Below are 12,224 nucleotides of genomic sequence, written 5' to 3'. Positions count from 1 at the left end.
GCAGGACTATCAGGACACACGCAGGAGGTTGGACGATGCGGACGTATCTCGCGGCAATGCTGATGACGACGCTCGCTGGCTGCGCGACAGGTCGCAGCGGTGAGGCGGTCTGCGACGGCACGGAGGCGTCCCGGACGGCGCTTGCTGCCGCGCTGGTGGCGGACGGCGGGCCGCAGAGCCGTGCGGCTGGGCGGGACTTGATCGCGCGGGTGGATGCGGGGTGCCGCTAGCTATCATCGAACGCAAGCAATGCGAGAGATATGGCAGAATCGCAGATGTTCTGCGAATGTTCTTATATGCCAACCACGCCCTCGACCAACAAATTCCACAATCGCAACATGTCCGATGCCGCCAGCTCGGGCCTGTTGATGACGGTCTACTGCGGGGGATGCCGCCGCACTGTCCATTACTGGGCGGTCGATCTGGTGCAGGTCGTGGGCGCTTTCCACGAAGCGCATGTCGCACCATGGCCGTGCTCCCGGTGCCGATCGATGGAGTACATGACAATGCGGGGGAGGCTCCCCGCCGCGAGCGAGCTGCAGGGCTTGACCGTGCGACGCCCGGTCCGTCAGATCGTCAAATGGATCTGGAGGGATGAGCCAGCCTGATGTGCAATCTTTACAGCAGCACGCGTCCGCAAGAGGCCATGCGACGGCTTTTCCCCGCGCTGACCTATCGGATCGGCAATCTCCCACCTCTCACCGGCATCTATCCCGATCAGCAGGCCCCGGTAGTGCGCCAGGATGGCCAGGACCTTGTGCTGCAGATGGCCCGGTGGGGTCTGCCGTCACCGCCGCAGTTCCATACCAAATCTGGGATCGATCGCGGCGTGACGAACGTCCGCAATACAGCCTCGCCGCATTGGCGGCGCTGGCTCGCCCCTGAGTACCGGTGTCTCGTGCCCCTGACGAGCTTTGCGGAGCCCCGCGGCGCTGGCGCCGGGAATGCTTGGTTTCGACCCAATGACGACAGACCCGTTTTCTTCGCCGGAATATTCGTGCCGAGCTGGACAAGCGTCCGTAAGCTCAAGGATGGCCCCACGACGGACGACCTTTACGGGTTTCTGACCTGCGCCCCCAACGCCGAGGTAGGGGCCGTGCATCCTAAGGCGATGCCGGCGATTCTTACGGAGCCTGAGGAGTGGCATACATGGCTCTCGGCATCCTGGTCGGAGGCGAGAGCGCTTCAGCGACCGCTACCCGACGGCTCGCTGGCGATTGATGAGACCCCGACGTGATCTGGCCAAAAAGTCATACGGGTGTCCGGCATGCACGCGGGTGGATGCGGGGTGAACCGGTCGAAAACGTACCATTGGCAAGCGACGGCAGGACTAGCTATCCGATCCGATATAGCTTGCTACGGCTTCCGTGACCTTAGCCTTTCTACCTCCCTTTCTAACGCGGCGATCTTTTCGTTTTGGTCTTGCTCGTGTGATTGAGATTTTGATCTCCACCCTCCGATGAGAGCGAACAAGAAAACGATCGTGGCAATGATTAGGCCGATCATTGTCTCCGTTTCGGATGGGGACCCTACGAGCGAGAGGAATCCAATAAAGACCATGACGGCAACGAATAGAGCAAATACAACCACCTAACTTCTCACATCCTATATCAGATGATGGCTTGATCGAACCTTTGTGGGCGGGAGTCAATGTCGGGCTCAGTCTAGCCGCTTCGCAAGTTCCTCTGCCGACTCGTTGTAATAGACGGTCAGCATCTTGATGTTGGTATGGCCCACCATGCGCGCGAGGGCGAGCACGTCGAGCTTCTTCGATAGCCTGGTGATGGCCATGTGTCGGCTGTCATGGAATGTCAGCCCGTCGACGGCGGCCTTGTCCCTGATCTTCCGCCAGAGCACGTCCAGCTGTTGAGATGTCAGGCCGAACACAGGGTCCGCCTTAGGCAAATCTTCAAGAAGGCGGATTGCCTCACTGGACAGGGGCACGTCCCGCGGCCTTCCGTTCTTGGTCTGCAACAGCTTTACCACACGCTGCTTGGTATCGATCCTGTCGCTGGTCAGCCCGACGATTTCCCCGGCGCGCATCGCAGTCTCCACAGCGAACAGGAACGCGTGGTAGGCCCGGGCGGTCGCATATTGCAGGTCCGTCCCGGCCGCGTGCTGTAGCCGATCCATCTCGTCAGCAGTGGCTAGCCTGTCGCGTGGCGGCGGGGCCGCTGGCCTGCGCACGTCCTCCATGGGGTTGCTCTTGATCAGGCCCCATTCCTTGCGCGCGACGTTGAGGGCCGCAGAGAGAATGTGCATCTCACGATTGACGGATGCCGGAGCGACCTCTGCCAGCCGCCTGTCGCGCCAATCCGCGAGATCAGAGGCCTTGAGTGCGACTAGCTGCACCTGCGACAGCTTGTCCTTTTTAATCTTCTCGATCCGGATCGTCTCCCATCGTGAGCCGCGCTTCTTGTCCGACACCTCGCGGCTGTAACGGTCGAGCAGGTCTCCGAAAGTCCCGGCTGGCACTTCCTCGCCCTGTTCGGCGATAAGGTACTCCTGACGAGCCGCCCAATCCTTCGCCGCCATCTTGGTCGGAAAGACCTTCGAGATTCTCTTTCCGGCCCTCGCGACCTCGGCCCTGTAGCTGCCAGATGGTAGCTTCCGAATGTATGCCACGTGACCCCTCGTGCGTAATGCGTGCGGAATCCGTGCGTAAATGGTCTGGCGATTCGGGGCTACAGGTAAGGCTAAAAGAGGAACACTGTCGGGAAGTCTTTGGTTAATTTCCCTATTTTTCTGCCGCTTACGGCAAAACAGGGAAATCCGTGGTGCCGGGAAGGGGACTCGAACCCCTACACCTTGCGGCCGCGGTGTTTGAGACCGCTGCGTCTACCATTCCGCCATCCCGGCACGGATTGCGGTCTCTCAATGCGCTGTCTGGAGAGGTTTTGCAAGTCCGGTGACGGGAAAGTCGGGCCTTTGCCAAGCCCTGATATTTCGAAACAAATTGGAAGATATTCTTTTGTATATTTGGGCTGGCCGCAGGGGGCGCCTTGGCATATATCTAAGTAATCCCGATAAGGGACGTGGTCATGGGGGTGATCACGGGCGCCTGGCGCGCTGCGAGAAGAGCCAACTCATACGCTTGCTGAAGGTCCTGCGGGAAGTCTTCAGCAAGCGTTTTTATTGGCGAGGCGTGGAGAGAGACATCTCGCCAAACAGGCCGATGCGGCCTTCCTCCCTTTTCGGCATTTGATCTAATTCCGGGCAGCGTGGAGCCGAAGCGGTATTACCGCTCCGGTATCAGGCCTCGGGGACTGAAACGCAGCACGAGAAGCAGGATGATCCCCATGGTCATCAACCGCATATGCTGGGCGCTGTCCTGAAGGTGGCCGCGCAGCCATGAGTTGTCCGCCATGAAATAGGTCAGCCCCTGCATGAGCAGGATCCCCAGAGGTTCCACCTGCACCCAGAAGAACCAGATCAGAAAACCGCCCAGCACCGCGCCCCAGTTGCTGCCGGACCCCCCGACGATCACCATCACCCAGACAAGGAATGTGTAGCGCAGGGGATTGTAGGTGGTGGGCGTGAGCTGGCCGTCCAGCGTGGTCATCATCGCCCCCGCAAGACCGATGACCGCGGAGCCGAGAACGAAGATCTGCAGATGGCGGCGGCGGACATCCTTGCCCATTGCCTCCGCCGCGATTTCATTGTCGCGGATTGCGCGCATCATCCTGCCCCACGGAGATTTCAGCGCGAGTTCGAGCAGCACCATCAACACGATGAGCACCGCGAGGAACAACCCGGCATAGCAGATGCGCACCCAGAGCGTGGATGCAGTCACCGGGTCCAGTCCGAACGAAGCGGCCTGAGCCACGAAACCCGCGTCGTTCTGAAGGTTGATCTCATAGGGAACGGGGCGCGGGATTCCGACGACGTTCTTGACACCCCGGGCAAGCCAGTCCTCGTTCTTCATCACTGCGACGATGATCTCGGCAACCCCGAGCGTCGCGATGGCAAGATAGTCCGAACGCAGGCCCAAGGCGACCTTGCCGATGCCCCAGGCTGCAGCCCCCGCCAGCGCCCCGCCAACCGGCCAGGCAAGCAGAACCGGCAGGCCAAGACCGCCGAGGTTGCCTGCAGAGGCGGGATTCACGGCCTCGATCGCGGTGACAGCCGGATCGAACAGCCAGCGATAGGCGAAGAAGCCGACGATCAGCACGCAGAGCATGGCGAGCGTCCGGCCTGCACCGGAATGCATCCGCCGCCAGAGTTGCACGGCGAGCGTTATCGTTGCCGCGCCCATCAGCAGGGCGGCGACCAGTCGCCATCCGCCCGCCGCCCAGGCGCCCGGATTGGCAGGCATGGCGATCAGCACCGCTGCCAGTCCGCCAAGCGCGGTGAAGCCCATGATGCCGATGTTGAACAGCCCGGCATAGCCCCATTGCATGTTCGCGCCGAGCGCCATGATCGCGGACAGGATCCCCATGTTGAAGATGGTGAGAGCCAGCGTCCAGCTTTGCAGAAAGCCGGTGGAGACATACAAAAGCGCGACCAGAACAAAGAGCAGGAAGGTGCGGAGACGCGGGCTCATACCGATTTCCCCTTGAAAAGTCCGGTGGGCCTGAACAGCAGCACGATGATGAGGATCGTGAAGGAGACGGCGAATTTGTAGTCGGTGGACAGCAGTTGCAGCAGCCCGTCAGGCGCGAGGCCGTCGGGCAGCAGGTAGGTTGCGACCTTCTTGAACGCGTAGGTGAAGGTCACCTCCGAAAACGCGATGACGAAACCACCTGCGATGGCGCCCAGCGGATTACCGAGCCCGCCGACCACGGCAGAGGCAAAGATCGGAAGCAGAAGCTGAAAATAGGTGAAGGCCTTGAAGGACTTGTCCAGCCCGTAAAGAACGCCGGCGATGGTTGCCAGCACCGCGGTGATGGCCCATGTCACGATCACCACCCGCTCCGGATTGATGCCGGAGAGCAGGGCCAGATCCTCATTGTCCGAAAAGGCGCGCATGGATTTGCCCGTCCGCGTCCGGTAGAGGAACCAGAACAGAACGCCCACGGTGATGACAGCCGTGACCACGGTCAGCGCCTGGCTGGAGCGGATGACCACGCCTTCATCGAGTCCCGTCATGTCGCGGAACTGCCGCGCAGTCATGAGAAAGCGTTCGCCGTCATCGAAACTGATTTCGTCCACGCCGATCAGGAAGCGGGTGATGCCGTTCATGATGAACATGACGCCCATGGACACGATGACGAGGATCACCGGCGCCGCCCGCTGTCTGCGGTAGAAGCGATAGACGACCCTGTCCGTGCCAAGCAGCAGCGCGATCGTCACGGCGATGCCGACGGGAAGGGCGATGAGCGCCGTGGGCAGGGGATGGATCGCCACCCCGATGGACTGAAGATACCATGTCATCAGGATGGTCACGGCGGTGCCGAAGGCCATCGTGTCGCCATGGGCAAAGTTGGAGAAGCGCAGTATCCCGTAGATCAACGTGACCCCGAGCGCGCCGAGCGCGAGCTGGCTGCCATAGGCAAGCGCGGGGATGATGACGAAATTCGCGAGCGTGGCGAGGGCGTTCAGCAGATCCACTAGAAGTTCCTCGTCGTGCACGTTCCGGTGTATCGGGTGAGCCAGGAAATGCCGGGGCGGCCTTGCCGGAGCGATGTCACCTCCGCCTGACCATCTGCGGCGACGGAAAGGCTGTTCCCGCCGACGGCCACCTCCACGCTGCCGGTTGCGGGATCGTAGCTTTCGATCCGGCCGACGGCATAGGCATAGGTCCTGGGCTTGAACTCGAAACTCCCGAACACGCTCGACATGGCCGGGATTTCGCGTTCGCTGATCTCCATGCCCTGCATGAGCCGTTCGTTGCCCAATACGAAGACGGTCGGTTTGGCGGGGTTCGGCGTTCTGACGAAAACGACGCGCATCGCCGCGGGTTCGGAGGAGAGGCAGACGCCGCTCATACAGCGGTGGTCAAGCTTGCACTCAAGCCCGTTCGCGGTGGCGCCCAGAAGCGGGATGGCGGCAAGAAGGACAGCAGGCAACATTGCTCAGCCTCCCAGAAATGTGCGGCGGACTTCGGGATCGGCGAGAAGCTCCGCCCCGGTTCCGGTGAAACGGTTGGCACCTTGGACGAGGACGTAGCCCTTGTCGGCAATTTCCAGCGCTTGCCGGGCATTCTGCTCGACCATCAGGATGGAAATCCCCGTTCGCGCGACTTCGATGATCCGGTCGAACAGCTCATCCATGACGATGGGAGAGACACCCGCGGTGGGTTCGTCCAGCATCAGCACCTTGGGCCGGGTCATCAGCGCACGGCCGACGGCCACCTGCTGTCGCTGCCCGCCCGAAAGCTCACCCGCCGGCTGGCGGCGCTTTTCCCGCAGGATGGGGAACAGATCATAGACCTGCTCCATCGTCGGGCGGATATCGTCGCGGCGTAGAAAGGCGCCCATCTCCAGGTTCTCCTCCACCGTCATGGAGGTGAAGATGTTATGGGTCTGGGGGACGAAGGCCATGCCCTTCGCGACACGATCCTGTGGCGAAAGGGAGGTGATCTCCTCCCCCTCCAGCAGCACCTTGCCCCCGCGGAGCGGCAGCATGCCGAAGACCGCCTTCATGGCGGTGGACTTGCCCGCGCCGTTGGGGCCGACGATTACCGCGATCCTCCCCCGCTCAACTGCGATGGTGCAGCCGTGGAGGATGTCGGCCGCGCCGTAGCCGCCGGTCATCGCATCACCGATAAGGAAGGGAGCGCTCACACGATGCTCCCGAGTGTTTCTGCGCAGATATTCACGCCGTCACCTTGTTCTTCAGACCGGTGCCGAGATAGGCCTCGATCACCGCTTCGTTCTTCATTATGTCGTCCGCCGTGCCCTGCGCGAGCACCTTGCCCTCCGCCATGACGATCACCGGATTGCAGAGCCGCCCAATGAAATCCATGTCGTGCTCAATGACGCAGAAGGTATAGCCGCGCTCCCGGTTCAGGCGCACGATCGCATCGCCGATGGTGTTGAGCAGGGTGCGGTTCACGCCGGCGCCCACCTCGTCCAGAAAGACGATCTTGGCGTCCACCATCATGGTCCGGCCGAGCTCGAGCAGTTTCTTCTGCCCCCCGGAGAGATTGCCCGCTTTTTCCTCCGCCAGATGGGAGATGGTGAGAAAGTCGAGCACCTCATCGGCCTTGCGGGCAAGGGCGCGCTCCTCCTCGGCGATGCGGCCACGGGCAAACCACGTGTTCCAAAGCGTTTCGCCCCGCTGGTTGGCGGGCACCATCTTCAGATTGTCGCGCACCGTGAGGGAGGAGAACTCCTGCGCGATCTGAAACGTGCGCAAAAGGCCGCGATGAAAGAGCGTGTGCGGGGGCAGGCCGGTAATGTCCTGCCCATCCATCTCCACCCGCCCGGATGATGGCGGCAGTACGCCCGCGATCACGTTGAACAGGGTGGATTTGCCGGCGCCGTTGGGGCCGATGAGACCGGTAATGGAGCCGGTTTCGATGCGCAGCGAGACGCCGTCCACTGCGTGGAAGCCGCCGAAACGCTTCGTCAGGTCGTGGACGACAATCATCCGCGAACATGTCCTTACATGGGGAGGAGGGGTCCGCGCCGAGATGACAGCGCGAACCCGGAAGATGAGAGGCTGAGCCCTCGCGGGCGGGGGTCAGCGGTAGCCGACCACTTCCAGCTTGCCGTCGGTGAACTGCACTTCGCGATAGGAGCCCGCGCTTTCACCCGGAGGCACCAGTTCGACGGCCGTCGCGCCGACGTAATCCACATCCTGACCGGCCTTGATGAGTTCGAGCCCCTTGGCAAGTTCGCCCGGATAGATCTTCTCACCCGGCGCATTGGCCACTTCCATGACCTTCGTCTTCCACTGGGCCGGATCGGAGGATTTCGCCGCCTCCATGGCGAAGGCCATCAGCGCCACCGCGTCATAGGATTCCGCGGAGAAGGCGGACGTGCCGTCGAAGCCATGTTCCTTTCCCATGGCCACATACTTGTCGCGGCCTTCGCCCGCTGCGGCGGGGTTCTGCCCGAAGGAGCCGTTGATCTCCTTGCCGAACTTGTCCTCCAGCGTCTGGCTGACCATGCCGTCGGGGAATTCGAAGGTGTCGAAGGCGCCCGAGTCGATCGCCGCGCGGAGCACGCCGCCGCCGCCCTGGTCGATATAGCCCGCGATGACCAGCACCTCTCCACCCGCAGCGGCGAGTGCGCCGACTTCGGCGGAGTAGTCGGCCTTGCCGTCTTCATGCGCGGCGACGATTGTCACGTCGCCGCCCGCTGCCTTGAACGCCGCGACGAAGCTGTCGGCAAGACCCTTGCCGTAGTCGTTGTTGGTATAGGTCACGGCGACCTTCTTGATCCCGCGCGCTGCCATGATCTCTGACATCACCTGACCCTGACGGGCGTCGGAGGGAGAGGTGCGGAAGAACAGCCCGTTGCTTTCCATGGTCGAAAGGGCCGGAGAGGTCGCGGACGGGGAGATCATCACGATGCCGTTCGGCATGGCGACGTTCTGCAGCGTGGCGATCGTCTCGCCGGAGCACATGCCGCCCATGATCGCCTTGACGCGGTCAGACGTGACGATCCGCTCGGCTGCGGCGGTTGCGGCGGCGGCGTCTATGCAGGTGGAATCGGCCCGCACCGGAACCAGCGTCGATCCCTCCAGCAGCTTGCCGGAGTCGCTGACTTCCTTCATCGCCAGTTCCGCCCCGGCTGCCATCGCGGGCGCGAGAGATTCAAGCGGGCCGGTGAAGCCGATGGAGATGCCGATCTTGACTTCTTCCGCGCTGGCGGCACCCGTCAGAATTGCCATCGCCGCAGAGGCGAGAAGCATCCGTTTCATCGTGTTACTCCCTGTAACTTAGTTTTTTCTAAGGTGAGCCTAGACCGGCTCATTTCGAAAAGAAAGCGTCCTTTGCCTGCGTCATCACGTCCCCCGCCGCGCCGGGATCGAATGTGCTGCGCGATCGTTGACAGGGAGCCAAATTTGAAAAGAGGAGCGCAGATGACCCGCCTGAACCGCCCGTTTGCCATGATCGCCGCCGGCCTCGCGCTTGCGGCGGCCCCCGCTGCCATGGCGGCAACGATGCAGACTTCCGCCGGTCCTGTCAGCGTCACGGCGGTGGCGACCGGTCTCGAAGAACCATGGGGATTCGCCTTCCTGCCCGACGGTTCGTTTCTGGTGACGGAGCGGAGCGGCAGATTGACGCTCCATGACGGAAAGGGAGCGACCACCGTTGTCCGGGGAGGGCCTGACGTCGTGGCGCGGGGGCAGGGCGGACTTCTGGATGTCATGATCCCGCGCGACTTCGCCGAGAGCCGCGAGGTCTTTCTGACCTATGCGGGACGTGAAGGTTCCGGGGCCGGCACCGCGCTTGCCGCGGGTACGCTTGCAGCTGACGGAACACGGCTGGAAAACCTGCGCGTGCTGTTCCAGGCGCCGGGTGTGGACGGGAACGGTCACTTCGGCTCCCGCGTGGTGGAAGCGCCGGACGGATATCTTTTTCTGACAACCGGCGACCGGCAGAAGTTCGATCCCGCGCAGGACATGTCGCGGATCGAGGGCAAGGTGCTCAGGCTCAACCGTGACGGCTCGGTGCCCGCTGACAACCCTTTCGTGGACGAGGAGGGCGCACGGCCCGAGATCTGGTCGCTGGGCCACCGCAACATCCAGGGGGCGGCGATTGATGCCTCGGGGCAGCTCTGGGTCAATGAGCACGGCGCGAAAGGCGGGGATGAGGTCAACCGGGTCGAGCGCGGCGGGAACTATGGCTGGCCGGTGATCTCCTACGGCGTTCACTATGATGGGTCCAGTATCGGCGAGGGCACCAGGCAGCAGGGAATGGAGCAGCCGGTGCTGTTCTGGGATCCCTCCATGGCGCCCTCCGGCTATGCCATCCATACGGGCGAGATGTTCTCCGACTGGGAGGGGGATCACTTCATCGGTAGTCTGAAGTTCGACTATATCGCACGTCTGGACCCGCAGAACGGTTTCACCGAGGAACGTCTGAAATCCCCGGAAACCGCACGGGTGCGCGCCGTTGAGGTCGCACCCGACGGGTCGATCTGGTTCGCGTCCGTCGGGGATGGCGCGATCTATCGGATGGCCCCGCAGGGCGCGGACAGCCAGTAAGTCGGGGCGGGCGGGGTTGGCAAGCCCGCCCGCTATCGGCTAAGAGGACGTCGGTTCCGGCTGGAGGCGCCTCGAGTGAGCAATCCCGATCATTTCTTCGACGAAGTCAACGAGGAGGTGCGCCGCGAGCGCCTGAAGGGCGCCGCCTTGCGCTATGGCTGGGTGGCGGCGCTTGCCGTTCTGCTCGTCGTCGGCGGGGCGGGCGTGTGGGAATGGCGCAAGCATCAGGCGCGGGAATCGGCGGAAGCCTTCGGCGACGAGATGATCGCGGCCCTTCAGGCAGAGGATGCTACGGCGCGTCACGGCACGCTTGAAGCGATCGCCGCGCGGGAAACCGGCGGGCGCCGGGCGCTGGCGGCGATGCTGGCGGCGGATGCGGCCACGGCGGCGGGAGAACCCGCTTCGGCAGCCAATACCCTTGCTGCCGTCGCGGGGGATAGCTCGCTTGCTCCCGCATGGCGCGAGCTGGCGCGGCTTCGTCAGGTGATCGCAGCGGGCGATACCATGCCGGAAGCCGACCGCCGCGCGGCGCTTGACGAACTGTCCCGCCCGGGTGCGCCCTATAGGGCGCTGGCGCTTGAGCAGGTGGCCCTTCTGGAAATCGCCTCCGGCGACCGGGAGACGGCAATGACGACACTTCGCGCGCTCCTTCAGGAGCCGGATGTCACGCCGGGCTTGCGTCGCCGTGCAAGCCAGTTGATTGTCGCCCTCGGCGGCACGCTGGATGCGGGCTGACACATCGGCGCGGACTTCGGAACGCGACGCAAGACAGGATAAAGGGACAGGGCGCGCGACATGCTGAAACGGAGCATCGGGATACTTGCGCTGGCGGCTTTGGCGACGGCCTGCTCCAAGCCCGAGGAACGCCTTCCCGGCGAGCGGATCGACATTCGCGATACCATCTCCGGCTATCACAACCCCCGGCCGGGCAACGAATCCCGGCCCGCCTCGCTTCCTGCGCAGACGGCGAATGCGGAATGGACGCAACCCGGCGGCAATGCCGCGCACCGGCTGGCCAACCCGGCGCTGGGGCGCACGCTGACGCCGATCTGGTCGGCATCCATCGGGCAGGGCGACAGCGAGCGGCGACGCATCACCGCGGAGCCTGTGATCGCGGGTGGCCGCATCTACACGCTCGACGCCGCGATGCAGGTCGTGGCGACCTCCACCTCCGGTCAGACGCTCTGGAGCAAGAGCGTTCTGCCGCGGTCCGGCGCTGCGGGCACACGCTCCGGCGGGGGACTTGCGACGGCGGATGGCCGGCTCTACGTGACCACGGCCTACGGTGACCTCGTTGCGCTGGACGCGGCTTCGGGGGCGGAACTCTGGCGGCAGCGGTTCGATGCGCCCGCGATGGGCGCGCCAGCGGTCGCGGGAAACCGCATCTACGTCGTCGCGCGGGATTCGAGCGCCTGGGCGCTGGACACCTCGGGCAAGGTGCTCTGGACGCTGCCCGGCACGCCCTCCGTCTCCGGCGTGATGGGCGGATCGGCCCCGGCGGTGGGCGAAGGGATGGTGATCTTCCCCTTCGCCTCGGGCAACCTCATTTCGGTCACGCAAGGCTCGGGCGCGTCGCTCTGGGAGGCGGCGGTCGCGGGCAAGCGGGTGGGCCGCGCCTGGTCCGGCTTCACCGACATCACCAGCGATCCGGTGATCGTGGGCGACACGGTCTATGCGGGGAACCAGAGCGGCGGCACGGTCGCACTCGACGCCCGCACGGGAGACGCGCGGTGGACGGCACGGGAGGGATCCTATGGCCCCGTCGCCGTCAGCGGCAACGCGGTCTATCTCGTCAATGACGAGGCGAAGCTCGTCCGGCTCGACAGCGCCACCGGCGCGCCGGTCTGGGTGCGCGACCTGCCGTTCTTCGTGCCCCAGAAGGAAAAGCGGCGGGCGGAGATCTTTGTCCATTACGGGCCGCTTCTGGCGGGCGGGCGGCTCCTGCTCGTCTCCTCCGACGGGGTGATCCGCAGCTTCGACCCGGCCTCCGGCGCGCTGATCGGCTCGCAGGAACTGCCCGATGGCGCGGCTGCCGCCCCGGCCATTGCGGGCGGAACGCTCTACGTCGTCACGCGGGATGGGCAACTCCGCGCTTTCCGCTGAGCCAAAGCACGTGTAAGGAA

The 12,224-nt window shown here is 63.8% G+C and carries 12 protein-coding genes and 1 tRNA gene; 5 read left to right on the top strand and 8 right to left on the bottom strand.

Annotation, left to right across the window (positions count from 1 at the left end):
* Window positions 1–35 precede the first annotated feature (35 nt).
* Together RT513_RS11465 and RT513_RS11460 are read left to right on the top strand one after the other, a co-directional pair.
* Window positions 36–230 carry a hypothetical protein gene (locus tag RT513_RS11465; RefSeq protein ID WP_313534050.1) on the top strand — a complete coding sequence of 65 codons (195 nt, stop codon included), beginning with the start codon at window positions 36–38 and terminating at the stop codon, window positions 228–230.
* Window positions 231–607: 377 nt separating this feature from the next.
* A complete protein-coding gene (locus RT513_RS11460; RefSeq protein WP_313534049.1) occupies window positions 608–1,237 on the top strand; it encodes an SOS response-associated peptidase family protein in 630 nt (209 codons plus the stop codon).
* A 422-nt stretch (window positions 1,238–1,659) separates the two neighbouring features.
* On the opposite strand, the gene RT513_RS11455 is transcribed toward RT513_RS11460, so the two are convergent.
* From RT513_RS11455 to RT513_RS11420, 8 genes are all read right to left on the bottom strand, one after another.
* Complete coding sequence (locus RT513_RS11455) at window positions 1,660–2,535, bottom strand: tyrosine-type recombinase/integrase (RefSeq protein WP_290690136.1); 876 nt, start codon at window positions 2,533–2,535, stop codon at window positions 1,660–1,662.
* A gap of 240 nt (window positions 2,536–2,775) precedes the next feature.
* Window positions 2,776–2,859, bottom strand: a tRNA-Leu gene (locus RT513_RS11450).
* 379 nt (window positions 2,860–3,238) lie between these two features.
* The gene (locus RT513_RS11445; protein ID WP_290690137.1) at window positions 3,239–4,543 is read right to left on the bottom strand and encodes a branched-chain amino acid ABC transporter permease; all 1,305 of its coding nucleotides are present in this window, start codon (window positions 4,541–4,543) and stop codon (window positions 3,239–3,241) included.
* Window positions 4,540–5,550 (bottom strand): branched-chain amino acid ABC transporter permease, encoded by a 1,011-nt coding sequence (locus RT513_RS11440; protein WP_088213726.1) that lies wholly within the window; start codon window positions 5,548–5,550, stop codon window positions 4,540–4,542. The genes RT513_RS11445 and RT513_RS11440 overlap by 4 nt, the downstream gene beginning before the upstream one ends.
* Window positions 5,550–6,011 carry a hypothetical protein gene (locus tag RT513_RS11435; protein ID WP_290690138.1) on the bottom strand — a complete coding sequence of 154 codons (462 nt, stop codon included), beginning with the start codon at window positions 6,009–6,011 and terminating at the stop codon, window positions 5,550–5,552. Before RT513_RS11435 ends, RT513_RS11440 begins: the two co-directional genes overlap by 1 nt.
* Before the next feature lie 3 nt (window positions 6,012–6,014).
* Window positions 6,015–6,725, bottom strand: a complete 711-nt coding sequence (locus tag RT513_RS11430) for an ABC transporter ATP-binding protein (protein WP_290690140.1) — start codon at window positions 6,723–6,725, stop codon at window positions 6,015–6,017.
* Between the two features lie 31 nt (window positions 6,726–6,756).
* Window positions 6,757–7,533: an ABC transporter ATP-binding protein gene (locus RT513_RS11425; RefSeq protein WP_290690141.1), complete on the bottom strand. Its 777-nt coding sequence runs from the start codon at window positions 7,531–7,533 to the stop codon at window positions 6,757–6,759.
* Between the two features lie 93 nt (window positions 7,534–7,626).
* Window positions 7,627–8,811 carry an ABC transporter substrate-binding protein gene (locus RT513_RS11420; RefSeq protein ID WP_290690142.1) on the bottom strand — a complete coding sequence of 395 codons (1,185 nt, stop codon included), beginning with the start codon at window positions 8,809–8,811 and terminating at the stop codon, window positions 7,627–7,629.
* 162 nt (window positions 8,812–8,973) lie between these two features.
* On the opposite strand from RT513_RS11420, the gene RT513_RS11415 reads away from it, so the two are divergent.
* The 3 genes from RT513_RS11415 to RT513_RS11405 all read left to right on the top strand — a co-directional run bounded on the left by RT513_RS11415 (window position 8,974) and on the right by RT513_RS11405 (window position 12,204).
* Window positions 8,974–10,101 (top strand): PQQ-dependent sugar dehydrogenase, encoded by a 1,128-nt coding sequence (locus RT513_RS11415; RefSeq protein WP_290690143.1) that lies wholly within the window; start codon window positions 8,974–8,976, stop codon window positions 10,099–10,101.
* A 75-nt stretch (window positions 10,102–10,176) separates the two neighbouring features.
* On the top strand, window positions 10,177–10,836 hold the full coding sequence (locus tag RT513_RS11410) for a tetratricopeptide repeat protein (RefSeq protein ID WP_088213721.1): 660 nt from the start codon (window positions 10,177–10,179) through the stop codon (window positions 10,834–10,836).
* Between the two features lie 60 nt (window positions 10,837–10,896).
* The gene (locus RT513_RS11405) at window positions 10,897–12,204 is read left to right on the top strand and encodes a PQQ-like beta-propeller repeat protein (RefSeq protein ID WP_088213720.1); all 1,308 of its coding nucleotides are present in this window, start codon (window positions 10,897–10,899) and stop codon (window positions 12,202–12,204) included.
* Window positions 12,205–12,224 lie beyond the last annotated feature (20 nt).

Origin of the sequence: Haematobacter sp. (assembly GCF_032102465.1) — a bacterium.
Classification (GTDB): domain Bacteria; phylum Pseudomonadota; class Alphaproteobacteria; order Rhodobacterales; family Rhodobacteraceae; genus Haematobacter.
This window is presented reverse-complemented; position numbering and strand designations above follow the sequence as displayed.